Below are 24,971 nucleotides of genomic sequence, written 5' to 3' on the forward strand. Positions count from 1 at the left end.
TTACCTGAAATATTTATATTGAATTTTATTTACTTTTATTATTAATTAACTGCAACAGCATAAATTGCATTTTCAGACCATGACCCTCCTATTGAATTTAATCCGGCTCCTGCTACAGTACCACTTGCCTGAGTATTCCCAACAACATATCTGTAAGTTTTAGCTGTTCCGGATGTATTATTAATCTGTATAGTACCTGTGGCTACATTATATTTCTGTCCTCCATTATATGGCCCCACCAATTGAAAGCTCATTAAGGTAGGTCTGATGACGTCTGGAGACTGAGTACCAGTCTGTCCAATTGTTGTCAGATTGCTCTCCGAGAAGGTGCTTCTTACAAACAACCAGTCATTAGCTGTAATGGTCCCACGTGGCGCTACTAGTAATGAAATAGTTACCATCCATTTCCCCGGTGGTAAAGTAATGGATGATCCTGTATATCTAAAATCTGAGAATTGAGAAAAAGGAAGATCATACCCTGCTCCTAATGATCCTACAGCAACATTTGCTGACGCTGTTTTCCATTCTGCCGTACCATTAGTATCAGTTGCTGTAAGTACTGCTCCTACCGGAACTGAACCTTGGGTCGTGTTTTCAAATCTCCGGGTTCCTATAGTATGAAAGTTAGTTTGTGGATTTGTGGTTCCAATTCCCACTCTTCCATTTTTATTTAAAGTCATTAATGCACTTCCTGTATCCGTAGCTCCTGCAAAAAGCTGCAATACATTAGCATCATTTCCTAGTCCATAGAAATCGTCACCAGCAGTACTATTCCATAATGCTAATTTTTTACCATTACCAGGACCTAGATCTAAACGGTTCTTAGGAGTTGTTGTTCCTATACCAATTCTATTGGTAACTGCATCTACTGAAAATGTGCTCCCATCTACTGAAAAGTGATTGGTTCCAGTAGTAGCAGTACTTGTAAAAGCTAAAGAGTTGGTTCCCTGAGCTACTGTACGGGCTCCTGTAAGTGTTCCGTTTGAATTATAAATATTAGTATTTGCTGATACGGGAAGATCTTTCCAGGTCGCAACACCATTCGCATCAGATGTTAAAACTCTCGCATTTCCCTGGGTTCCATCTACAATTTTTAGTGCCCCATTGGTTGTGGAACGAATATCAAGTTTGTTTGTAGGGCTTACTGTTCCCATTCCGACATTCCCATTGCTAAGCACAACAAAATCATTAGACTGTTGAGCCACTGTCGGAACTCCTGTTGAAACATTATCTTTTGCCCCATCTACATGAAAAGAGCCTTGAGGATTAGGAGTATTTATGCCTACCTGGGAAAAAGCTAGACTTGAGAAAAGCATTCCTGATGAAATGATTATTTTTTTCATTTGTTTACGTTTTAAAAAAGTTTGATGTTTAAATTTTTTTCTTTTGTGTGTATTTAGAATCGTACTGAAAAACATGACCGGTCTGAAATTTTTTCAATGTTCGAATTAGATGATGCAAACTTACTGCCTGTAAACAAGAAAAATCCTACATCAAAAACACTTCAATATACAAATAATTGAATTTCAAATAATTACAAAACAAGTGAAGTAGCTTTGAAGTAAATAGAAAAAGTGAATTATTAACTATTTAGAAGTCATTTTGTGGATGAATAAAGAAAAAAATAAATACCTCACACTGATATTCTATGAATCATTTAAAAAGCAGGGACCATGAAAATCCCCGCTCATAAACACAAACAATTTTCAAACATGAAAGAATGAAAAAAAAATTAATTCGTTATAAATGTATCAATATTATCTGTTCATAACATTACGCTAAATATACTTCACACTTAAATGAATTAACAAACAGCATTTTATATATTGACTGGAGTATTTTTGAAGTATATTTTACGCTCTGTACGTGTAAGAATAATCTATAATTAATTAATTTTTTAATCATATTCATAAAAAAGTTATTTTTGCTTTAATAATTTTTTAAAATATGTTCCCCAATTTTAGAATTAAAACACTCTATCTGATTTTCTTTTTTTTCTCCATATTGTATAACGCTCAGGATTTTTCTTTTCAGCCTGAACCTATAAAAACAACATTAGAATACAGGAAGAAATTAGACGCAAAAGGAGCTTTAAAATTTAATATTAATGCTATTAAACAATATGAAGAAAGTAATGATACTAAAGGTATTATTATGGCATATACCAATATAGCAAGCTTATTAAACGGACTTGGCAGAAATAAGGAAAGTCTGGAATATCTTGACAAGGCTAAAAAAGAGCTGCTTCGTAGTAATGATCCTTTTCTAAATGCCAATTTATATAATGAATACGGAAGAACCTATACACGTCTGGGACTTTATGAACAATCTAATGCAGCCTTTGACCAGGCAAAAACTTATATAAAGAAAATTTCTGATCTTAAGCAGAGAGAATTTGCCCAGGATTACAACTATTCATGGAAACAGCAAAACCTGCCTAAAGATAAAAATTTTGACTCTTTGCGGGCTATAAAGAAGAAAATAATGGGTGTAAAGCCTGATATTACTTCTTATACAAGAACAGCAGATCAGTTTATTGCAAAAAAAACTCATTTAGATTCTGCTGAATATTATATGAATAAAGCCATGGACCTTTCGGATGATGCATCTGATGTTGAAAAAGCAACTGCATTGTTCAGCTATGGAGATCTCTTTAATGTGAAAGGAGATAAAAAAAAAGCATTAGAATATTATCTGCAGTCACTTGATATCTTTCAAAAAACGGAAAATACTCCAACTTCCTTACTGACGGTATATGATACGCTTTCAAGTGTATATAAGTCTTTGAATGAAATTGACAAATCCAATGAGTATCTAAGAAAATACACTGTTCTTAATGATGATATCAATAAAAACGAAAAAGAAGCTATAAATCTTGCTGTCAATAAGCTCATTGAGTTAAAACATGAGGAGAAGGAAAAAGAAAGAAAAACATTTTATGTGATAGCTCTGGCTATTATCGCTGTATTTTTAATATTATTCTATTTCATACGAAAAATTTATATCAAAAAGGAGCTCAAAAAAGATAAGATTATTGAAAAAAAGATCTTGGAAACAGATGTTCTTAAATTAAAAGTAAACGACTCTTTTGAAGAAATCATCCAATTGATGGAGAGCAGAAGTCCTTTATTTTTGATACGTTTTAAGGAAGTCTATCCTGAATTCTATGAAAAATTAATTACGCATACACTAGAACTTACAGAGCATGATATAAAATTCAGTGCCTATATCAGATTAAACCTTACCAATAAAGAAATCTGTCAGTATGAAAACATCAGCTTACGGGGAGTAGAAACAAAAAGATATAGACTCAAGAAAAAGCTGAAACTATCACCTGAGACTGAACTTCAGAAGTGGATTCTGGAGCTTTAAGATATTTTACTTTATTCAAAAAAAGACCTTCATGTAAGGTCTTTTTTATTATAATTCAACGCTGCATTATTTTTTAAGTTCATCAATCTCTTCCTGTATTGACCTGATCCGGTCTCTTAATTCCTGACTTACCTTGCCCGGAATCTTTTTTATCTTTCTTAAATCCAGAGCCAGCATAATGGAAGCAATTCCCATGAATATGAAGGAAACACCGGTAAGGGTTACCAAGGAAATTCCAGTAAATACCGGGTTGAATATCAGCAATAGAGAAAATATAATCCCTCCCGCGCTGGCAAGAGCCACATTTCCCCAGCTCATTATTCTCATGCTTTTCAGGTCAAAGGCAAAACCTAATAGCTGAAAAGAACGGAACAACAATGTGAATCCGATGACAAACGGAAGTACTGCCATAGAAATCTGAGGGTTTGCGATAAGATAAATTCCTATTGCCGTTGTTAATAATCCACTCACAAGAAACCAGCCCCAACCCTGCAGGGATTTGCTGTTCTGTAAAGAAAAGAATATTTCAGTAATGCCTGAAAATAAGAATGAAACACTGAAAAAGATAGAAAGTGTCACATACGTTGCAAGCGGTACACTGAAAACATAAAAACCGAAGATCAGGAACAGAATTCCGAAGATTAACGGGATATACCAATGTTTTACAGTATTGGTAAGGGTTTGAAATAAATTGGCCATAGGTGTCTTTTTTGGTTCTTCCTACTTTGTGATGCGGTGTTCGGTTCGTCCGCAGGAATTTCAACATCAGATGTAAATTTTCACCTTAATTTGAAATATAACCTGTTACTAATGTACAAAAAATAAGTTGGAAAAACTATGATATCCTCCCGAATTGTTCTTATCTGCAGTTCTCTTAAAAGTTTAATTTCACTACTATCCACAAACAAAAAAAGTGAAAATCACATGATTTCCACCTTTTCAAAGATTGTTTTAATTCCTAATTCGGTTTGTATAATTTATACATCACAAATAAAAAGCCCAGCCAGACCGGAATCAGAATCACCTGAATTTCCATACCTGTAATACTCATTAATCCTAAAATCAAAACCAGAAATGCAATGCAGATATAGTTAGATACCGGGTAAAAAATAGATGGGAATTTTGAATGGATTCCTTCTGCGCTTATTGTTTTTTTAAACTTCAGGTGGGTGTAGCATATCATCAGCCAGTTGATAATCAAAGTGGATACAACCAGGGCCATTAAATATTCAAAAGCTTTTTCAGGGACTAATTTATTGATGATGATACAGATTCCTGCAAAGCATGACGACACAATAATTGCGTTGATCGGCACAGCATTTTTATTCAGCTTTTTCAAAAATTTCGGGGCATTCCCCTGTTGAGCTAATCCGAAGAGCATTCTGCTGTTACTGTAAACACTGCTGTTGTACACTGACAAAGCAGCTGTTAAAACAATCAGATTAAGAACATTGGCAATCAAAGTATTGAATTGAATCACTTTCCCAAAAAGGCTGAACTCAAGACCGTTCAGATTTTGAAATACCATTACGAAAGGGCTGGATCCTTCTGTGATATCTCTCCAAGGGCTTAATGAAAACAGAATTACTAAAGCACCAACATAGAAAATAAGGATTCTGTAGATCACCTGATTGGTTGCCTGCGGAATTGTTTTCTCCGGGTTTTTCGCCTCAGCAGCAGTAATACCAATAAGCTCCAGTCCTCCGAAAGAGAACATAATCATCGCCATGGCTGCAAATAATCCTGAATATCCGCTTTCTGTTTTATTAAATAATCCTTTCGGAAAGAATCCTCCATCATTCCATAAATTGGTAATGCTCGCTTTTTCTCCTCCGGTACCGCTTATTAAAAGATATACACCAAAAATAATCATCGCAATAATAGCCACTACCTTGATGATGGAAAACCAGAATTCTGTTTCTCCATATACCTTTACAGAAGCTAAATTAAGTGCATTGATGACTACAAAAAAGAATAAGCTGGAAACCCAGAGCGGAATCTCCGGCCACCAGAAATGAATATAATGTCCGATAGCCGTAAGTTCGGCCATACTCACCAGAATATAGAGAATCCAATAGTTCCATCCTGAAGCAAATCCTGGAAAGTTTCCCCAATATTTGTAAGCGAAGTAGCTAAAACTTCCCGATACGGGTTCCTGAACTACCATTTCACCAAGCTGACGCATAATAAAAAAGGCGATGATACCTGCCAAAGCATAGCCTAAAATTACGGATGGTCCAGCCAGTACTGCAGCCGGCCCGATTCCCAGGAATAACCCGGTTCCGATAGCACCTCCGAGGGCAATTAATTGTATATGTCGGTTTGTTAATCCTCTAACTAAATTCTCGTTTTGTCCTGTTTTATTTTCGTTGCTCATTGAATGAATTATTCGGTCGCTAAATATATAAAAACTTTTCAGAGAAATTCACATTCCATGGGCGAAATTGGGAATTGACAGCAGAACCGACAAGAAAAAACCTCAGCAATTTGCCAAGGTTTATCTGAACACTAATATAAAATCATTGATCTTTCTCTCTAAGAGATTAATCTTAATAATTGTCGTTTAATTTGTTGGGACTGCATAAATAATATTTTCGGAAAAGTTTCCTCCAAATCCCTGAAAATAGGTAGCAGTTGTCTGTGCACCACCAATTACATTATTTCCTGCAATATATTTATATCTTTTTACAGCACCGGATGAATTGTTGATCACCAGACTTCCCTGAATAATAGAAAATCTTGTAAGCGTTGGAGCAGTCGGCCCTTGAATAAGCCCACTTACCAAAACCGGAGCCTGGGAAATATCTCCTGAAATATCAGCCACGTCTCCAGGTACAATATTGGGCTGATCTGAAAAGCTTGTTCTCAGCCACATCCATTGATCACTGATTAACACAGCTCCTGTTGGAATAATAAGCTGCTGCACAGTTACCAGCCATTTTCCAGGAGGCAAATCGATATAAGATCCTGTATAACTGAATGCGTTAGTAAATGTAAAAGGAATATCTACTCCAGGTCCATTGGTGCCTCTTACAACGGTAAGCCTTACAGGTTTCCATAAACCGTTGCCATTGGCATCAGAAGTCAGGACATAATTATCATTTTGTGCGCCATCCGCAATTTTTATTCCTGATACCGGAACAGCTAAGGTTCCTGCGGTCTTTATATCTAAACTTGCCGCCGGATTATTATTCCCGATGCCTATGCGGCCATCAGACGTCATTACTACATCATCTGCCTGGTTAGCGGAACTTACAGGACCTGATGCCTCATTGTTTTTCTTTCCGTCTAAATAAAACATTCCCTGGGGATTTGGAGTATTCACCCCAACCTGCGCGACGGCTAAGTTCGCAAAAATCCCTAAAATCATAACATAAATCTTTTTCATTGAAATTGTTTTTAAAATTTATTGAAGCACTAACCTACTGCGAAAAATGAGTAAATAAGGAACAGATACTGTACGTATTTTTCCACAAAACTGTAGTGATATTATGACTTTAAGAAAATTGCTCTAATGAATCTCGCTGTAAATTTCCAGCAGCTCAACAAGGTTGGAAATCTTTAATTTCTGGTAGACTCTTCTTTTGTAGGTTCCTACGGTAGATTCTTCGATGTTAAGGGTGTTTGCAATTTCAAGGTTCCCGTTTCCTTTTGCAAGGAGATTAAAAACCTGCAGTTCTCTCTCTGAAAGATTTTCAATGGCTTTTTTCCTTTGGTTCCCTTTTAAAATCTCATTCATCATCTCAGAAGTATAATAATATCCATCTTTAAATATAACTTCAACAGCTTTGACAAAATGTTCAGGGTCACTCTGTTTATTGAGAAAGCCATTTGCTCCTTCTTCAATATATTGCAGCGCAATATTTTCTTTATAGGAAGTAAAGATCAAAATAAATGTTTCCGGTGAAATGCTTTTTATTTCTTTAACCATTGATTTGAGAATACTTCCGGGAAGTTCAATATCAAGAATAAGCAGATCGAATGTTCCGGATTCAATTTTCTGTTTTGCTTCGTCATAAGTTTCTGCAAAATCTACTTCTATATCATTAAAATTTTTCTCCAGGATCAAAGCTGTCCCGATTCTTACCACATGATGGTCATCTGCAATGAGTATTTTTTTTGTCATATTTTAATAAGGATTTTAATGAGGGTTCCTTTCGGAGTGTTTTTATGAAACGTTATTTCAGAATTTATCTTTCTTATCAGCTGAACAACCATATGAAGCCCTAAACCATAATTTTTAAAGATCATATGTTCGTTCTCGTTTTTCTTAAACAGTCCGGAATAATAGATCATCTGTTCATCAGACATGCCGGTTCCGGTATCAGCAATATTGATTTCGATATGGGATTCTGCAGAGGCTGATGTAATGATGATTTCTCCGTCTGAAGTGTTTTTCACTGCATTATCAATGATATTGTGGAAAACTGCGAGGAGAATATTTTTATTAAGTTTACTCTTCAGCTGATGATCACAGAAGTTGTAGATAAATGTTTTTTTACGGGCTGCAATTTCTTCAAACAATAACCTTTTGGTTTCAATAAGATCATAGATAGAATATTCTTCGTTCTCTGTATTTTCCTGTTTATACAGTTCCGTATATTCTTTAAGGCTTAATGTAAATTTATAAAGCTGCTCTGAGGTTTTGTAAATGCTGTCAAAATATTTTTTCTGTGTTTTCGGATCTTCAGACTGGTTGAGCTCCTGTGAGAGAAGTGCAATAAATTTTACCGGAGTTGTAATATCATGACTGATACTTTCAACCAGTTTTTTCTGATAATCGGATTGGTTTTTAAGTCTATTACTGGTTTCCAGCAGTTGCTTGTCTTTATGGTCCAGGGTATTTTTCAGTATTTTATTTTTCAGCCTTAAAAAATTGGTCCGAATCTGTACAATCACCAGAATAACGAAAATGATAATCCCTGCGACCAGGATTTTGAAGAACAGGGTCTGATAAAAATAAGCCTCAACTTCTACAGGAAGTGTTTTATATACGAATTTCCCGGTTTCGGAAGATAAAAACCGAATGATAAGATTGTAAGTTCCGGGTTCTATATTGGCTAACCGGAATATCCGATCACTTTTGATGTTAATCCATCGACTGTCTTCACTCCCTGAAAGCCTGGCCTGAAGATAGATATTGTCAAGGTCGGAATAATAAGGAATATCTATATAAAGTTCCGCATTTTTATATCCGCATTCCAGAAAGAGTTTATCCTTCAGCTGAATCATTTTTCCTTTTACTCTTGCTCTTTCCAAATAAATATCTTTACTACCCGGATAATAAACTCTGATATTTGCGGGATTAAAAAATACAAATCCTTCCATAGACGGAAATACAAATTGTCCATCCTTCAGCACATGAGCACAAGGGTTTGCACTTCCATTGAATTCATTATTCAAAAGCCCCTGTTTTTTAGTATACCGGTAATAAGTGATCACTCCCTGTGGACTTTTCATATACTGCAGGAGATTATCTTTATTAATCCTGAACAACCCGTTATCAGAAGATATCCATAAATTGGAATGCTGATCTTCCAACAAATAATGAGCATTCGCCAGAAAATTATTTTTATCGGAAGGAACTCTGACTGCTTTCTGATCTTTCATCAGATAAATTCCTCTGCTGTAAGTCGTGAACCAGATATTTCCCTCTTTTGTTCTGATGATTTGTTTTACAGGAAGGCCTTTACCTATCTGCTTTATCACTTTATTCCGGGAAAAAGAGTATACATAAATTCCTCCGCTGCTTCCCAGATAAAGGAGGTCTTTATTATATCTGAAAACAGCATCTATATTATTTTCACATGGAATAATCTTTTCAGTTTTCTTAAAATTATCGTGGTCAAACAAATAGAGATAAAACTGATTTTTATCTACAATGGATGCACTGTAAAGATTCTCATCTTTATAAAGCCCGTCAATTTCTTTACCTTGAAAAGAAATGGAATCATATTTTGAAAATCCGGTATTTTTATACCTTACATGAATGGAATTATTTTCCCGATATATAAGATTTCCTACATTATCCTCCAATATGTATCTCTTATCATAGGATTGGGGAGCAGAAAACACCCTTTCTGAAGTATTGCGGGAATATTTTATTCCTTCCTGTGTCAGAACAGAATTGTCACCATAAGAAATTGCCGCATAGCAAACCTCATCCTGATAGGGCAGATTTTTTCTGGAAACCGAGAAATCTGACAGGCTCAGAATCTTCAATCCATTAACAGAACTTCCTATATAGAGTTTCCTTGCCACCTCATCATAAAATATAGCCCCGGAGATGTCTTTATCAATATCCTTATACTCCAATAAAAAAGTGAGTTTTAGCTTACTCCCTGAGAATTCACTTCTGTATATCTTACCACGGTTAATAATAAAAACCTGTCCGGAAATTTGCTGCCAGTACATTCTCGTTTCCTGATCTGTATAAATAGAATCGGCTTCTATTTCTAATAATGTTCCTTTATATAATCTGATTATTTTCTTACGGACCGGATCACTAATGAATACAGATTCGCCATGAACAAACATTTTTTTCAACCGGTCATGGGAAAAACCAACGGTAATGATAGTTCTTTTCTTACTTATTTTATCAACGTAAACAATCTTGTTATCTTCAAAGTAGTAGGTTCCTTCATCCAACTGAACATAATAGGAATTAACATAATAAGATATATATCTGGTCGTGAGAGTATTTCTTACAATTCTTTTATAGATTTTATTTTTCAAAACTTCTCTATTCTCAAATGTATTATTGGCAGCTATAACCTCCGGTCTTCGACGTGAAATTAAAAGAACATTTTTTTCAGAAGTGTTAAAAACAGAGATGCTGTCTTTTTTTATACTGCCATAGAAGTCTCCAAAACTTAAGTTTTTAAGTTTAAAATTATTATACTGTACAAAGTTACTCCCGTCATATCTCATGATCCAACCTTCCATGGACAGCCAGATAAAACCATATCTGTCCTTTACAATGTCTTTGATACTGTTTTGAGGCAGGCCATTGTCCATATTATACCATTGGGTCGTATAGCTTTGGCCGTTGACACATAAAAAAAATAGAAGTGAAATAAAGTAGAGATGCTTCATTCAGAGGGCCAGCATTATATTTAAGGCAAATATATTATACAAAATTAAATTTATTGTAAATATTTATCCACAATTATGTGATTTTTTTTCTACATAATTATTTATTAATACTGTATTGATTATAATAAATTTGACAAACCAAATATTTGTTCCCTCATCAATGCCATGTCATCAGGCATACTAGAAACACAGTCTTTTTTGTTCGCAAAAAAATATGATCTCCCTCTGTCCGGGGAGATCATTGTTTTTATATTTTAAAAGATAATATTACAGCTTATAGAAATTCTTTGGGAATTGATATGTTATTCTTTTTCATATATTCCAGAAGGCTTTGGTATTTATCTTCGAAACCGTCTGTTCCGCACTTATGAGAAATACTGCAGATATCGGATGGTCTGATCTCTAAAATATCAGATATTTTAGTCAGTATTTCCAGATTGATCTTCACTTTGGAATTTTCAATATCGGAATAAGCCTTTTGGGAAATTCCCATTTCAAAGGCCATATACTCCTGCGTAAGATCTTTACTCCTACGTATTTTTCTGATATTTTGTCCACAAACTTTCATCGTTTCTGTTTTAGTAGTTTTCGGTATATTTTAGAAGATTATCTATTAGCCTTCAACAAAGTTAATAAATACCTTTGGCAAAACATTATACACGTTACATGATATTTACTTTTAACATATAAAAAGGTTAAAAATACACCTTTTTCAAAGGAAATATCACTTCGGTAAACACTATTGGAATTTATGGAGACGCAAAAATTTAATTATGACAATACCATTGTCAGAGCATTCCTCTATGCGACTATCGCATTCGGACTTGTAGGATTTCTGCTGGGGCTTACAGCTGCATTGATGCTTTTTTATCCTGAATTGCCTGAATTTTTATTCGGTACGGATGATACAACTATTAAAAGCCTGGCTTCGGGTAATATTCAGGGACTGATCAATACACAGGGAGCTATGGGATTCGGAAGAATCAGAATGCTTCATACCAGTGCTGTAATTTTTGCCTTCGTATGTAACTCCTTTTTCTGTGGTGCTTACTACAGTATGCAGAGGCTTCTTAAAACCAGAATGTACAGTGATACCCTTTCCTGGATTCATTTCTGGTCATGGCAGCTGATGATTGTAAGTGTAGTGATTACATTCCTTATGGGAATCAATACGTCTAAAGAATATGCCGAGCATGAATGGCCTATTGACATCTTAATTGCATTCTCATGGATCATTTTCGGAATCAACATGTTCGGAACTATCGCTAAAAGAAGAGTGAGACATTTATATGTAGCAATATGGTTTTATATGGCAACCTGGATTGCTGTAGCCATGCTCCACATCTTCAATAACCTTGAAGTTCCGTTATCTTTCACAAGCTGGAAATCCTATTCTGTATATGCAGGAGTAAAAGATGCATTAGTACAATGGTGGTACGGGCATAATGCGGTAGCATTCGTATTAACCACTCCTGTATTAGGTCTGATGTATTATTTTATGCCAAAAGCAGCTCAGCGACCGGTATTCTCATACAAATTATCCATTATTCACTTCTGGTCGCTGATCTTTGTATACCTTTGGGCCGGGCCTCACCACCTTCAATATACAGCTTTGCCGGCATGGGCTCAAGCCGTAGGAACCGGATTCTCCATTATGCTTATTGCACCATCATGGGGAGGAATGCTGAATGGTCTTCTTACTTTAAGAGGAGCATGGGACAAAGTAAGAGAAAATCCTATTCTGAAATTCTTTGTAGTTGCCGTTACCTGCTATGGTATGGCTACTTTCGAAGGACCTCTGCTAGCAACAAAATCATTAAATAAAATTGGTCACTATACTGACTGGGTAATTGGTCACGTACATATTGGTGCCCTTGGGTGGAATGGTTTCATGGCATTCGGAATTGTTTATTACCTGATCCCAATCATGTGGAGAACAAAACTCTGGTCTGTAAAATTAGCCAACTGGCATTTCTGGCTGGGAACATTGGGAATTATTTTCTATGCCGTACCTATGTATATATCAGGGTTCACACAGGGATTGATGTGGAAACAGTTCAACCCGGACGGAACACTGTTATGGAAAAACTGGCTGGATACCGTAACCGCTGTTATTCCTTACTATAAAATGAGATTCTTAGGAGGGTTATTCTATATTTCAGGAGCTATTCTGATGGTTGTTAATGTGATTAAAACAATTAAAGCAGGCTCATTCCAGAAAGAAGTTCCGGCGGAAGCACCTGCACTGGCCAATATCGGAAGCGCAAGAAAAGAAGGCGAAGGCGTACACCTTTGGCTGGAAAGAACACCTACTCTCCTTTCAATATTAGCTTTCATTACAGTAGCGATTGGCGGACTGGTGGAAATTGTTCCGACACTATCCCTTAAGCAAAGTGTACCTACCATTACTGCAGTGAAACCTTATACTCCACTGGAACTTGAGGGCAGAGATTTATATATCCGGGAAGGATGTAACGCCTGCCACTCTCAGATGATCAGACCATTCCGTGATGAAGTGGTAAGATTTGAAGGAAAAAACGGACAATATTCCAAAGCAGGAGAATTCATATATGACAGGCCATTTTTATGGGGATCTAAAAGAACAGGACCGGATCTTCACAGAGAAGGAGGCAGAAACCCGGATTCATGGCACTTCAAACATATGTATAACCCAAGGATTACATCTGCAGGTTCTATTATGCCACGTTTCCCATGGTTAATTACCAATAAACTTGATAAAACACAAATGGTGGATAAAATGAAGCTGATGAAAAATGCTTTTGATGTTCCCTATACAAAAGCTCAGATCGATTCTGCCAATCAGTGGGCAGACAATCAGTCAAAAGCAATTGTAAAAAGAATCTACTCTGAAGCTACCGACGTGAAAGATCAGATGACAAAGGAAAAAGCAGCAAAAGGATCGGCCTATGTACCGCTTGAGCAGAGAGAAATTGTAGCCATGATTGCATATCTGCAGAGATTAGGTACAGATATTAAAACAACACAGGTGCAAACCGCAAGTGTAGAGTAACATTTAAAATTGTATTGCAATGAAAACGAGAACCCCAATTTCAGTATATATCGCAACAACGATAGGTTTAACGATCATGGCCTTTGAAATGTTCGCCGGAGATTCAGGATATTTTTCTTCTCCTTTTTTCTGGGCACTGATATTAATCGCTGTTATCCTTCTGCTGATCATGAACTCCATTGGAGATCTGGTGGAGAATGAAAGTTTCAGCAGATTATCAGAGGAAGAGAAAAAACAATATCTGGAGCAAAAAAAGATTCCTTATTATCAGAAGTTATGGAATTCTGCCTTCAAAAAGCAAACCGCTACAGAAGAAAAAGATATCCTTATCGATCACGGTTTCGATGGAATTACGGAGCTTGACAATTCTCTTCCAAAATGGTGGATCGGTCTGTTTTGGTTCGGATGTATCTTCTGTGCCGTGTATCTGGTAGCTTTCTCTTTTACAGATTACGCCCATCCTGATGTAGAATACACCAAAGAGGCAAAAACCATGTTAGCTTCCATTGAAGAGTATGAAAAAAGTGCCCCGCAGATCAATCTGGAATCTGCCAAGTACAGTGCTGATAATATTGCAGAAGGACAGGAACTTTTCAAAACCAATTGTGTTACCTGCCACGGAGACGGAGGAAAAGGCGGCATTGGTCCCAACCTTACCGATACTCACTGGATTAATATTAAAGAAAAAAGCTTATTTAAAAATGTTTTCTGGATGCTTGAAAACGGTTCTCCCAACAATCCTACCATGAGACCTTTCATCAAGGAGGGAACCATTACCGGAAGAGATGCTGAAAAAATTGCCGCTTACATTTACCATATCAATCAGGAAACTGCTCCTATTACAACCGCACAAGGCGGAGCAGCTCCTCAGGGAGAAGAGGTAAAATGGGAAAACGGAAATGAATAAAAAAATTTATTATCTATCTTATAAACCATGCCACGCCCCCTTACTACACTAACATTTGAATTTTCATTTTTGCTAACTAACCTTTTCAACATTAAAAAAATGATAAAAAGGGGGCGTTTTTTACAATAACAATTCTTGCCTTGGTTCGTCCTACTCAACTATTCACTTGACAACTACAAACTAAAAATTCCATAAAAAGACGGTCAAGGCAGGATTTTTGCATACGCAAAAGGGTACCACAACAAAGACCAAATAAAATAGTATTATTATCTTTGTTAGAAACCACATCGCATTTGAAACTGAAAATCAACACCACAAAACTCTTAAGGCGTATTGCAATAACCTTTATTTCAATATTGGTTCTTCTTACCCTGTTGATATTAAGCTTAAGACTTCCTGCCGTTCAAAATTTCATTAAAGATAAACTCATTGTTTACCTGGAGAAAAAAATCAAAACTCCGGTAAGCCTTGAAAGAGTCTACATTGGGTTTCCTAATAGCCTTGTTATGGAAAACCTCTATCTCAAAGGACAGGACGTAGATACCCTTCTGGCAGTGAAAAAACTGGATGTAGGCTTACACATGCTGAAACTTCTCAATTCTACAGCAGATATTACATCCGTCAATATGGAAGGAGCCCGCGCCAATGTGGTACGGAAACCGGATGGCAAATTCAATTTTGATTATATTATTGATGCTTTTGCGACCAGTGATAAAGAGGAAAGTCCTTCCAAACCTTTTATTATTTCTCTCGATAAAATCAATTTAAAAGATGTTGGCGTTACCTTCAATGACCAGCAGTCGAAGAATGATATTCAGCTCTATTTTAAATCGTTCGATACAAGGGTAAAAACTTTTGATCTTAACAAAAACAACTATGCTGTCAATGATATTAATCTTGACGGACTAAAATTAAAGCTAAAGCAGGACCTTGTAGAAGAAGTTGCTAAAAAGGTAGAGAAAAAAGTAGATTTCCTCAATGAAAAAAAGCCGATGAATATTGGACTGAGAGGCATTAAGCTTACCCATTTCGATATTGATTACGGTGATGAAAATACCAAAACATTTGCAAAAGTTATCTTTAAAGAGCTAAGCACAAAGGTTAATAAACTGGATCTCGAAAACAACGCTTTCAACGTAGCGAATATTTTCCTTTCCGGGGCAGATATTAATGCCAACCTTTATCTTCCCGCTAAAAATGCCAATCCGAAAAACACAAAAGAACCTGAGGTTTCCAAAGTTTCCGATCAGGATAAGGCCATGAAGCTTCTTTTAGGAAAACTCGTGTTGAATGATGTAAAAGCAACCTATAATAATACTGCCATTGCTCCAACTAAACAGGGAATGGACTTCAACCATCTTAATTTTTCAAAAATGAATGTTGAGGTGAGAAGCTTTAAAATGGAGAATAATACTTTTGCCGGAACGGTAAATTCTGCAGAGATTAAAGAAGGCAGAGGTCTGGATATCCAGAAGTTCAATACGGATTTTGTGTATGGTGAAAAAGAGGCTTATCTCAAAGACCTTTATCTGCAAACTCCAAAAACACTATTGCGCGATGAGGTTATTTTAAATTATAACTCTATTGATCAGCTGAGTTCAAACTTAGGCGCCGTGAAAATTTCAGCCAATATCAAAGATTCCAAAATCGGATTTTCAGATATTCTGAATCTGGCTCCGACTTTAAGAAATACAGTACCTTTTAATAAATATCCGAATGCTGTCCTTAATGTCAATGCTAATGTAAAAGGGAGCGTCAATGATCTTTTGATTCAGGATCTGAAAGTTTCCGGGCTGGATCAGCTAAGGGTAATGGCCTCCGGAAAAATAAGGAACGCGATGAATCCGAATCAGTTATATTATGATCTGAGAATAGGCGAATTTTCTTCCAGTGCCAAAACGATATTCAATCTTGTCCCTAAAAATACAATTCCATCCAATATTTCGCTTCCTTCCCACTTCAGCATTAAAGGAAATGCAAAAGGCACCACAAAGGTAGTAAATACCGATCTGAACCTCTACTCTACTCTCGGAAATGCAGCCATTATCGCACAGGTAGACATGCAAAAAAAGAATCATGAACTGTATGATATAAAAGCCAATCTGCAGGGAATACAGGTAGGAAAAATTATTCAGAATAAAGATATTGGCCCTGTGACTGCGCAAATTGCAGCGAAAGGAGAAAGTTTTGACTTTAAAAATGCTAATGCAGATTTAAAAGGACACGTAGCTTCTGCTGTCTACAAAGGGTACCGTTATCAAAACATGAATCTTACCGGAAAGATTCGCAAAGGGGCTTATCATGTTATTTTGGATTCCAAAGATCCAAATGCAAGTTTACAACTGACTGCTTCAGGCGTTTATAACGAAAAAAATCCAACGGTAAAAGTGAATGGAGAAGTCATCAAACTGGATGTCAATAAACTTGGCTTCTATGAAAAACCAATGATCATTGCCGGAAAAATTGATGGTGATTTTACCAGTCTGGATCCAAATAATCTGAACGGATATCTCAACCTTAAAGATTTTGCTTTTTCAGATACCAAAGAAGTGTATCCCGTACAGGAAGTCAATCTGAAAGCATCATCTACTCAGGATTCCACGCAGATTATTTTCAATTCCCAGATTGCTGATGCAGAATTGAAAGGAAAATATAAGCTCACTCAGATTTTTGGAGCTTTAACGCAAACTATCAATCAGTATTATCAGTTCCAGAAACCTGATAAAAGCCAGAAAATTGATCCGGTACAGCATTTTACCTTTACGGCAAAAATCAAAAATGATGACCTGATCAGAAAATTTGTTCCGGACCTGAAAGATTTTGAAACCATAAATTTGGCCGGAAACTATGATGCCGATTCTCAGAAAATTGAAATTGACGGACAGATTCCGCGATTATTGTATGGCGAAAATTCTATTGAAAAAGGAGCTTTAAAAGTTACGAATGAAAATCAGGCTCTGCAGTACAGCCTGAACGTTGCGGCTTTAAAAAGCTCAAGCTTTTCTTTAAATAAAATCAATATTGACGGAGATGTTGCCGATAACACAATCCGATACAATGTCACGACAAAAGATGAAAAGGATGCCACCCGGTTTCTGATTGCAGGAAACGCAAAATCCTTGAATGACATTACCGAAATATCGCTTAACCCCAATGGTCTAAAACTGAATTACACTGACTGGAATGTTGCTGAAAACAATAAAATCCAGATCAGCGGCAAAGGAATTCTGGCAGATAACTTTATTTTATCTAACGGTAGCAGTGAAATTGCTGTTCAGTCGGAAAACAACAATCCCAGCAGTCCTTTAAATATTTCGTTGAAAGATTTTAAGATTGAAACCATTACGGAACTTATTAAAAAAGATACGGTACTTGCAAGAGGAACTATTAACGGAACCGCTCAGCTTCGTGATGTGACTAAAAAAATGACCTTCACTTCTGATTTGAACATTTCAGATTTAATTGTCTATGGAAGTCCTGTTGGAAATCTTGCAGTAAAAGTGAACAATGCTTCACCGAATGTTTTAAATGCCGATATCGCTCTTTCCGGAAATAACAATGATGTAAAAATCCTGGGAGATTACAATACCTCATCCAGTACTTTCGATCTGAATATGGCGATCAATCAGCTTCAGATGAAGAGTATTCAGGGATTCTCCATGAACGCGATTACCAATACGGAAGGCTATCTTTCAGGAAACTTAACGATTACAGGGACCAGTGATAAACCGAATATTTTAGGAAAAGTAAAATTCAATGATGCCGGACTGGAAATTGCCAAAACAGGAAGTGATTTCAGACATCTTAGCGATGAAATAGATTTTACCAGCCGTGGAATTGAGTTTGACAAATTCAAAATAAAAGATAAAGACGGTAACGCACTAGTTATGGATGGGCAGATTCTTACCCAGACATACAGAGATTTTGCCTTTAACCTTAATGTTAATGCCAAAGACTTTAAAGTGGTTAATTCGGAAAAATCCAATGATGCGATTATGTATGGTATTCTTGCCATTGATGCAGGTCTTCATATCCGTGGAAATCTTGATCTTCCAAAAGTAGACGGAAGGTTAAGCGTAGCTGACAATACGGATTTCACTTTTGTTCTTCCACAATCCAGCCCCTCTTTACAGGAAAGAGACGGCATTGTAGAGTTTGTAGACCAGGATCAGGTAGTTTTGAATAAAACAATTAAAGCAGACTCACTTAATGCACAGAGCCGTATCAAAGGAATGGATGTAAGTGTTAATATTGAGGTCAGCAAAGAAGCAAAACTTTCATTAATTATTGATAAAGCCAATGGTGATTTTGTACAGCTTCAGGGCGAGGCAGAATTAACCGGCGGAATAGATCCGTCAGGGAAAACCACACTGGTAGGAGTTTATGAAGTGGACAAGGGAAGCTATGATCTCTCTGTGAGCTTCCTGAAACGTAAATTTGACATCCAGAAAGGAAGTACTATTACCTGGACCGGTGAACCTACAATGGCTCAGATGGATATTACAGCCGTGTACAAAACAGAAGCTCCGCCTATTGATCTTGTAGAACAGCAGATCAGTGGAGAAAGTGCCTCCACAATCAATCAGTTTAAACAAAGGGTTCCTTTCAATGCGTTATTGAAAATGAAAGGTGAACTATTGAAACCTCAGCTCACTTTCGATATTACCACGGATGAAAAAAATAATGCCGTATCCACCAATGTAAAAGATATTATCGACCAGAAACTCGCTCAGGTCAGAACCCAGGAATCAGAACTGAATAAGCAGGTTTTTGCCTTATTGCTTCTGAACCGTTTTATAGGAGAGAATCCATTTGAAAGCGGAGCAGGAATGTCTGCGGAAACCATGGCAAGACAGAGTGTGAGTAAAATCCTTTCTCAGCAATTGAATAATCTTGCGGCAGGCCTGATTAAAGGGGTGGATCTTAATTTTGGTCTTGATTCTTCAGAAGATTATTCCAGCGGGGAGAAAAATACGAGAACCGATCTGAATGTGGATATCAGTAAAAAATTACTGAATGACCGACTGAAAGTAACGGTGGGAAGCAATTTCGGACTGGAAGGCCAGGCCCGTCAGAATGAAAACATGACCAACATTGCAGGGAATGTTTCTGTAGATTACAGCCTTTCCAAAGATGGAAGATATATGCTGCGTGCTTATCGTAAGGATGAATATCAGGTAGCTCTTCAGGGGCAGATCATAGAAACCGGAGTCGGATTCATAATTACGTTGGATTATGACAAATTCCGGGAGATTTTCCAGAAAACCAAAGAGAAAAAACCGAAAAAGAATCAAAATAACCAAGTGGTAGAATTTAAATAATGAGTAATAAGTTCCATATATATTGTAAGTATCTGTTGGTTTCCGGAATGGCATCAACGGTGATTTCGTGCAGCAATACCAGGTTTTTGAAAGAGGGCCAGATGCTCTACACAGGAGCTGAAGTAAAAATTGAAAACGATACGATTTCGAAAAAAGAAAAAAAAGAATTGCAGGCTGCGCTGGAAGCGAATCTCACTCCTAAACCCAATTCTACATTTTTAGGAATGCGCCCAAAGCTGTATTTCTATAACATAGCCAAAGAGCCTAAAAAAGACAAAGGTTTTAATTACTGGCTGAAATATAAAGTGGGTGAAAAACCAGTTTTATTAGGTGATGTAGACAGAGAATTCAATAAAGATATTATTGAAAATTACTCTGAAAACAAAGGGTATTTTAATGCTAAAGCTACCTATGATACGGTTTCAAAAAATAAAAAGGCTCAGGTTATATATACCGTGAGACCAGGTTCACGATACCTTATTGATGGAGTGAAGTTTCAGAAAGATTCTACATTGGTCAATCAAGAAATCCAGAGCTTTGCTGATAAAACCCTTCTCAAAAATGGTAGACCTTTTGACCTTGATGTCATTAAAGCAGAAAGAGAAAGAATTGATAACAGGTTAAAGGAAAGAGGCTTTTATTATTTCCATCCGGATAATATTATTGTACAGGCAGACAGTACGGTAAGCAAAAACCATAAGGTTGAGCTCAACGTAAAACTGAAAGACAATACTCCGGATTTAGCGACTCAGCAATTCAGTATTGATAAGGTAATTGTATTTCCCAACTATAATATTCAGGATGTAAAAGACGGTAAGTACAGCATCCCTATGAATAAAGACTCTCTTTCAAAATATGCTTTCGATGATATATATGTAATTGATCCACAGCATAAATTCAAACCAAAGATTTTTGACAGAGCTTTATATTTCAAACAGGGAGATCTGTATAACCGTTCCAATCATAACCTTACCCTGAACAGGCTGATCAGTCTGGGTGTTTTCAAGTTTGTAAAGAATGAGTTTATCGTATCTGATTCTTTAAGTCATAAATTTGATGCTTATTATTTATTAACCCCGAGACAAATCCAATCCCTTCGTCTGGAAGCATTGGGAAGAACCAATTCTGCCAACTATGCGGGTAGTGAACTAAACCTTAACTGGACCCACCGAAATTTCTTCCGAGGTGCGGAACAATTTAAAGCCGCAATTTACGGGGCTTTTGATTTCCAGATGGGTGGCGCTCAGAATGCGAATAATATTTTCCGTGCAGGAACGAATGTACAGCTTTCAATTCCGAGAATTGTGGCACCTTTCCGTTTTCATTCTTCCAGTGAGTTTGTTCCCAGAACCAATATCACATTGGGATATGAATTCCAAAACAGAACCCAGTATTACACGCTTAATAATTTCACTGGTTCATTCGGATATTTATGGAAAGAAAATGCAAGGAAAGAACATGATCTTAAAGTGATTGATATTACTTTGGTTTCTCCGGCAAATGTTACAGAAGAATACGAGATTAAGTCTGCCAACAATCCTGCTATGAAACGAGTTGTAGACAGACAGTTGATTTTCGGTCCAACCTATTCTTACACCTACACCAATACCATGTATCCTAAGACCAATACCATTTATTATAAAGGGACCCTTGATCTGGCAGGAAATATCACAGGGCTGGTTACAGGAGCTGATGTAAAAAAAGATAAGGAAAAGAAAATATTTGGGATTCCTTTCAGCCAGTATGTAAAAATTGAAAATGATTTCAGGTTCTATCATAAGTTCACTGAAAAGTCTTCATTAGCAACGAGATTCATTGGAGGAATCGCTTATCCATACGGAAATTCAGAGTTTATACCTTTCTCCAAGCAATTTTTCTCAGGAGGGAGTAACAGTATCAGAGCTTTCCGTGCAAGAACATTGGGACCGGGGAGCTTCGATCCGAGAACCATACCGGAAGGTTCTTATTTTGACCAATCAGGAGATGTTAAACTGGAATTAAATGCGGAATACCGCGCCAATCTTTATAAGTTTTTAAATGCAGCTGTTTTTGTAGATGCCGGAAATATCTGGCTTCTTCACGATGATGAAAACAGACCGGGGGCTAAGTTTTCAAAAGATTTTTTAAATGAAATTGCGGTGGGAGCCGGAGTTGGTCTGAGACTGGATTTTTCTATCCTGATCTTAAGGCTGGATCTTGCAATGCCACTGAGAGTTCCTTATTATCAGAAAGGAGACAGATGGGCCTTCGATAAAATTAACTTCGGGGATCCAAGCTGGAGAAAAGATAATCTTGTTTTAAATATTGCCATCGGATATCCTTTTTAATATGATCAAAACTGCAAAATTTTTCTGGGAGGTTCTGAAAGACACATTTACAGAATGGAATAATTCTTCTGCATCTAAAGATTCAGCAAGTCTTGCCTATTATGCTATCTTTTCAATCCCGGGATTATTGATCATTATTATATGGGTGCTAGGAAATTTCTTCGGTGAAGAAGCCATCCGCGGACAGATAAGTACCCAGATCAGCGGTATTATGGGACCGGATGTGGCAAAAAGTATCGAAGGAATGCTGGCGGGTGCTTTGATTGACAAAAAAAATATTTTTATGAAAGCGGTAGGAGTCGGATCATTGGTTTTCGGTTCTACAACGCTTTTTTTCCAGCTTCAGCATTCATTGAATACACTTTGGGAAGTAGAAGCTGCTCCCAAAAAAGCACTGGTTAAATTCTTACTGGACAGAGCGAATTCTTTAGGAATGATCCTTATTCTGGGATTCCTCTTAATGATCACCATGATTTTATCTTCTCTGATCAGCTTGTTTAATACAATTATCACCCAATATTTTGGTTTTGAAACCTATATGTTGGTAGAACTTGTCAATTTTGCGGTGGGTTTTGGTCTGGTGATGCTTCTATTTGCTTTAATGTTTAAGGTGCTCCCTGATGTTTTGATTAGCTGGAAGCCTGTATGGAAAGGTGCATTTCTGACAACCGTTTTGTTTACCCTCGGAAAATTTTTATTAAGTCTTTATTTTAACCAGGTAAAACCTACCTCAGCCTTTGGTGCAGCCGGAACGGTTATTCTCATCATGATGTGGATCAATTACTCCTGTATGCTGATCTTCTTTGGTGCAGAATTTACCAAGGTTTATACTTATAAAAAGGGATATAAAGTCACGCTTTCCAAACATGCGCGATGGACTCCGGCTAAGTTGTATGCAGATAGTTTGAGGCAGATGCATAGTGAGCCCGATGATAAGACGTAAAATGCAGAATTCGAGATTCGGGATTTTGAGATGCGCGATCCGAATTGCCAGTATTAAAACCGATTAATTGATAAATAAAATCCTCCTGAAATTCAGGAGGATTTTATTTTTACATTCTGTTTACGGTTCCGATTCCCAGCAGTTCCAACGATTTTTTGATCGTTTTCGCTGTGATATCTGAAATATTCAAACGGAATTGTTTTATCTTCTCATCTTCCTGATTCAGAATCGGATTATTCTGATAGAAGGAGTTGTATGTTTTCACAAGGTCATAAACATAATTTGCAACTAATGCCGGACTTAATGTTTCTGCTGACTTGGCTACAACAGTTTTAAAGTTTGCCAACTGCATAATCAATTCTTTTTCAGACTGATTTAATTCAATCTCAGCTGTTTCAGCCTGCAAAGCACCTGCTTTAGACAACAATGACTGAATACGTGCATAAGTATATTGAATAAACGGACCTGTATTACCGTTGAAATCAATGCTCTCTGCAGGATTGAACAACATTTTTTTCTTAGGATCCACTTTCAGCATAAAATATTTCAATGCTCCCAGTCCTACTGTTTCATAAGAAGCTTCTTTCTCTTCTTCAGAAAGAGTCTCCAGTTTTCCTAATTCCTGAGCCTTAGATTTTGCAGTCTCATACATTTCCTGCATCAGATCATCGGCATCTACAACAGTTCCTTCACGGGATTTCATTTTACCTTCCGGAAGCTCTACCATTCCATAAGAAAGGTGATACAGCTGGTCTGCCCATTCATATCCTAATTTTTTCAGGATTTTAAATAAAACCTGGAAGTGATAATCCTGTTCATTTCCTACGGTGTAGATCAGTTTTTGAATATCATTTTGTTTGAAGCGCTCAACAGCTGTTCCAAGGTCCTGAGTCATGTAAACAGAAGTACCGTCTGAACGAAGCAATAACTTCTGATCAAGACCTTCATCGGTAAGATCACACCATACAGAACCATCTTCTTTCTGATACAGAACTCCTTTATCCAGCCCTTCCTGAATAAGATCTTTCCCTAAAATATATGTGTTGCTTTCATACTGAACCTGATCAAAGTCAACGCCTAATCTCTTATACGTTTCATTGAATCCTTTATAAACCCATGAATTCATCTCTGCCCAAAGCGCTCTTACTTTTTCATCCCCGTTTTCCCAATCGAGAAGCATTTTCTGAGCTTCTTTCATTACCGGAGCCTCTTTTTTAGCCTGCTCCTCTCCTACACCCTGCTCTACCAGCTCTGCAATTTCTTTTTTATAGTTTTTGTCAAATTCTACGTAATAGTTTCCAACAAATTTATCTCCTTTGGTATTGGCTGTTTCGGGAGTTTCTCCATTGCCGAATTTCTCCCATGCCAGCATGGATTTACAGATATGAATTCCTCTGTCATTGATAATCTGAGTTTTGATTACATCATATCCGGCCTCTTTTAAAATCTGAGCAACTGAGAATCCTAATAAATTATTTCTGATATGCCCCAAGTGTAATGGCTTGTTAGTATTCGGTGAAGAATATTCTACCATTACCGTAGCGTTTTTCTTTTCTATTGTAGAGAAATTTTCACTTACGGATCTGAAATTATCCACAAACAATTGATTTTTAACCTTAACATTAAGGAATCCTTTTACTACATTGAAGCTTTCAAAAAGCTCCGTCTGCTCTGTCAAAGCCTCCCCTAATTCAACCCCGATGCTTTCAGGATTCTTTTTCAACTGTTTTACCAACGGAAAAGTGACAATTGTAAAATCGCCCTCAAATTCCGTTTTATTTTCCTGAACTTCCAGTTTAATGTCTTTTAACTGATATACATTTAAAATAACTTCCGAAAGTTTTTGCTCTATAATATCTTTAATATTCATGTGTTCATACTTATTTTTTCATAGGCCACATGTAATAGCCCGCATTTCATGTCAAAATTTTGAAGTACAAATATACGGAAATAAAAAAACCGCCCGAAGGCGGTA

The 24,971-nt window shown here is 36.8% G+C and carries 14 protein-coding genes; 6 read left to right on the forward strand and 8 right to left on the reverse strand.

Annotated features, from left to right (window positions below; translation table 11 throughout):
* Window positions 1-41: 41 nt before the first annotated feature.
* Window positions 42-1,343: a hypothetical protein gene (locus EL165_RS12580; protein WP_126358638.1), complete on the reverse strand. Its 1,302-nt coding sequence runs from the start codon at window positions 1,341-1,343 to the stop codon at window positions 42-44.
* A 604-nt stretch (window positions 1,344-1,947) separates the two neighbouring features.
* On the opposite strand from EL165_RS12580, the gene EL165_RS12585 reads away from it, so the two are divergent.
* Window positions 1,948-3,372, forward strand: a complete 1,425-nt coding sequence (locus EL165_RS12585) for a tetratricopeptide repeat protein (protein WP_002976585.1) — start codon at window positions 1,948-1,950, stop codon at window positions 3,370-3,372.
* Window positions 3,373-3,438: 66 nt separating this feature from the next.
* Here EL165_RS12585 and EL165_RS12590 read toward each other — a convergent pair whose 3' ends face one another.
* The 6 genes from EL165_RS12590 to EL165_RS12615 all read right to left on the reverse strand — a co-directional run bounded on the left by EL165_RS12590 (window position 3,439) and on the right by EL165_RS12615 (window position 11,035).
* Window positions 3,439-4,071 carry an HdeD family acid-resistance protein gene (locus EL165_RS12590; RefSeq protein ID WP_002976584.1) on the reverse strand — a complete coding sequence of 211 codons (633 nt, stop codon included), beginning with the start codon at window positions 4,069-4,071 and terminating at the stop codon, window positions 3,439-3,441.
* Between the two features lie 259 nt (window positions 4,072-4,330).
* Window positions 4,331-5,749 (reverse strand): amino acid permease, encoded by a 1,419-nt coding sequence (locus tag EL165_RS12595; RefSeq protein ID WP_002976583.1) that lies wholly within the window; start codon window positions 5,747-5,749, stop codon window positions 4,331-4,333.
* 186 nt (window positions 5,750-5,935) lie between these two features.
* A complete protein-coding gene (locus tag EL165_RS12600; protein ID WP_002976581.1) occupies window positions 5,936-6,760 on the reverse strand; it encodes a hypothetical protein in 825 nt (274 codons plus the stop codon).
* A 123-nt stretch (window positions 6,761-6,883) separates the two neighbouring features.
* Window positions 6,884-7,498 carry a response regulator transcription factor gene (locus EL165_RS12605; protein WP_002976580.1) on the reverse strand — a complete coding sequence of 205 codons (615 nt, stop codon included), beginning with the start codon at window positions 7,496-7,498 and terminating at the stop codon, window positions 6,884-6,886.
* Window positions 7,495-10,389 (reverse strand): sensor histidine kinase, encoded by a 2,895-nt coding sequence (locus EL165_RS12610; RefSeq protein ID WP_002976579.1) that lies wholly within the window; start codon window positions 10,387-10,389, stop codon window positions 7,495-7,497. Before EL165_RS12610 ends, EL165_RS12605 begins: the two co-directional genes overlap by 4 nt.
* Window positions 10,390-10,741: 352 nt before the next feature.
* Window positions 10,742-11,035: a helix-turn-helix domain-containing protein gene (locus EL165_RS12615; RefSeq protein ID WP_002976578.1), complete on the reverse strand. Its 294-nt coding sequence runs from the start codon at window positions 11,033-11,035 to the stop codon at window positions 10,742-10,744.
* 183 nt (window positions 11,036-11,218) lie between these two features.
* Here EL165_RS12615 and ccoN point away from each other — a divergent pair, with 183 nt between their 5' ends.
* From ccoN to EL165_RS12640, 5 genes are all read left to right on the forward strand, one after another.
* Window positions 11,219-13,498: a cytochrome-c oxidase, cbb3-type subunit I gene (gene ccoN / locus EL165_RS12620; protein WP_041461593.1), complete on the forward strand. Its 2,280-nt coding sequence runs from the start codon at window positions 11,219-11,221 to the stop codon at window positions 13,496-13,498.
* Window positions 13,499-13,517: 19 nt separating this feature from the next.
* Window positions 13,518-14,405 carry a cbb3-type cytochrome c oxidase N-terminal domain-containing protein gene (locus tag EL165_RS12625; protein WP_002976576.1) on the forward strand — a complete coding sequence of 296 codons (888 nt, stop codon included), beginning with the start codon at window positions 13,518-13,520 and terminating at the stop codon, window positions 14,403-14,405.
* Between the two features lie 293 nt (window positions 14,406-14,698).
* Complete coding sequence (locus tag EL165_RS12630; protein WP_002976575.1) at window positions 14,699-19,726, forward strand: translocation/assembly module TamB domain-containing protein; 5,028 nt, start codon at window positions 14,699-14,701, stop codon at window positions 19,724-19,726.
* Window positions 19,726-22,053 carry a translocation and assembly module lipoprotein TamL gene (gene tamL / locus EL165_RS12635; RefSeq protein ID WP_002976574.1) on the forward strand — a complete coding sequence of 776 codons (2,328 nt, stop codon included), beginning with the start codon at window positions 19,726-19,728 and terminating at the stop codon, window positions 22,051-22,053. The genes EL165_RS12630 and tamL overlap by 1 nt, the downstream gene beginning before the upstream one ends.
* 1 nt (window position 22,054) lies before the next feature.
* Entirely contained in the window at window positions 22,055-22,996 is a 942-nt protein-coding gene (locus EL165_RS12640; protein ID WP_002976573.1) for a YihY/virulence factor BrkB family protein, read from the forward strand.
* 109 nt (window positions 22,997-23,105) lie between these two features.
* On the opposite strand, the gene argS is transcribed toward EL165_RS12640, so the two are convergent.
* Window positions 23,106-24,866 carry an arginine--tRNA ligase gene (gene argS / locus EL165_RS12645; protein ID WP_002976572.1) on the reverse strand — a complete coding sequence of 587 codons (1,761 nt, stop codon included), beginning with the start codon at window positions 24,864-24,866 and terminating at the stop codon, window positions 23,106-23,108.
* Window positions 24,867-24,971 lie beyond the last annotated feature (105 nt).

This window comes from Chryseobacterium gleum, from assembly GCF_900636535.1.
Taxonomy (GTDB): Bacteria; Bacteroidota; Bacteroidia; order Flavobacteriales; family Weeksellaceae; genus Chryseobacterium; species Chryseobacterium gleum.

Excerpts from the sequence above, each read along its gene's own strand:
- EL165_RS12580 (WP_126358638.1), bottom strand. The coding sequence starts at position 1,343 with ATGAAAAAAATAATCATTTCATCAGGAATGCTTTTCTCAAGTCTAGCT.
- EL165_RS12585 (WP_002976585.1), top strand. The coding sequence starts at position 1,948 with ATGTTCCCCAATTTTAGAATTAAAACACTCTATCTGATTTTCTTTTTT.
- EL165_RS12590 (WP_002976584.1), bottom strand. The coding sequence starts at position 4,071 with ATGGCCAATTTATTTCAAACCCTTACCAATACTGTAAAACATTGGTAT.
- EL165_RS12595 (WP_002976583.1), bottom strand. The coding sequence starts at position 5,749 with ATGAGCAACGAAAATAAAACAGGACAAAACGAGAATTTAGTTAGAGGA.
- EL165_RS12600 (WP_002976581.1), bottom strand. The coding sequence starts at position 6,760 with ATGAAAAAGATTTATGTTATGATTTTAGGGATTTTTGCGAACTTAGCC.
- EL165_RS12605 (WP_002976580.1), bottom strand. The coding sequence starts at position 7,498 with ATGACAAAAAAAATACTCATTGCAGATGACCATCATGTGGTAAGAATC.
- EL165_RS12610 (WP_002976579.1), bottom strand. The coding sequence starts at position 10,389 with ATGGACAATGGCCTGCCTCAAAACAGTATCAAAGACATTGTAAAGGAC.
- EL165_RS12615 (WP_002976578.1), bottom strand. The coding sequence starts at position 11,035 with ATGAAAGTTTGTGGACAAAATATCAGAAAAATACGTAGGAGTAAAGAT.
- ccoN (WP_041461593.1), top strand. The coding sequence starts at position 11,219 with ATGGAGACGCAAAAATTTAATTATGACAATACCATTGTCAGAGCATTC.
- EL165_RS12625 (WP_002976576.1), top strand. The coding sequence starts at position 13,518 with ATGAAAACGAGAACCCCAATTTCAGTATATATCGCAACAACGATAGGT.
- tamL (WP_002976574.1), top strand. The coding sequence starts at position 19,726 with ATGAGTAATAAGTTCCATATATATTGTAAGTATCTGTTGGTTTCCGGA.
- EL165_RS12640 (WP_002976573.1), top strand. The coding sequence starts at position 22,055 with ATGATCAAAACTGCAAAATTTTTCTGGGAGGTTCTGAAAGACACATTT.
- argS (WP_002976572.1), bottom strand. The coding sequence starts at position 24,866 with ATGAATATTAAAGATATTATAGAGCAAAAACTTTCGGAAGTTATTTTA.